Genomic DNA, 894 nt, shown 5'->3' with positions numbered 1-894 from the left:
ACTCAGCGCGATGGCTGAGCGTTCAGGAACCCCGCCTCACCAGAATGACCGAATTTGGCCGAAATAAAAGTAGACTCGAACTCGACTGTGCGCAGTTTCATAACGCAGTACGGACGAGCAGAATATCGCCGGTATCCAGCACCGAACCCGTCCAACCCGGCCCGATCAAGGTGGTCGTGTCGGCCTGTTCCAGGATTGCTCCGCCCTGGAACGTGAAGCCGACCGGCAACGCCTCACGCTGATAGATGCTGGCCTCCATTCGCTCATAGCCGGGGAACCGCACCGTGCGTTTCGCTCTCTCTACAGCGCCGCCGGATGGCTCATAGGCGAATGCCAGCGCCCCCTTCGGCTGGGCCGCCCTGTGGCTGCTGCGCAGATTGACGATACGCGCAGCTCCGTCATTGCTGTAGCCGTACAGACGCTCGTGTTCGCGCACAAAATCGTTGTAGAGGCGGCCCAGCGGGTCCTGCTCGTCCAAATGAAAGGGTATCTCGACGTAGAACGATTGCCCCACATAGCAGACATCGGCGTAGTAGGAGATCGTGACACTGCCTTCGTTGACCTGCTCGGCCGCAAGAAGGCTGCGACATTGAGCGTCTAGTCGATCGAAAACAGAACGTATGGCGGAGATCTGCGCGCCGTAAATATTCGTGATGAAAGTGCTGGAGGCCTCATGCTCGACAGGCGCCGCCAGCAAACCCGAAGCAGCCAGAACACCCGGAAAGCGCGGAACCAATATCCTGCTCATGCCGAGATCCTCGGCAAGAGCCGTTGCATGGATCCCACCCGCACCGCCGAGAGGGACGAAGGTAAAGCCGCGAGGATCAATACCCTGGCGTGTCGAGACACGACGAACTCCCTCGGCCATCTGAGCATTGACGACACGGTGCATAC

Annotated in this window: 1 protein-coding gene; it reads right to left on the bottom strand. The window is 59.4% G+C overall.

Annotated features, from left to right (window positions below; genetic code table 11):
- Nucleotides 1–97: 97 nt before the first annotated feature.
- Nucleotides 98–894, bottom strand: a 797-nt coding sequence (locus EOA27_RS38295) for a hydantoinase/oxoprolinase family protein (RefSeq protein WP_127258943.1), incomplete at its 5' end; no start/stop codon positions are given.

The organism is Mesorhizobium sp. M2A.F.Ca.ET.037.01.1.1 (assembly GCF_003998075.1).
Taxonomy (GTDB): domain Bacteria; phylum Pseudomonadota; class Alphaproteobacteria; order Rhizobiales; family Rhizobiaceae; genus Mesorhizobium.
This window is presented reverse-complemented; position numbering and strand designations above follow the sequence as displayed.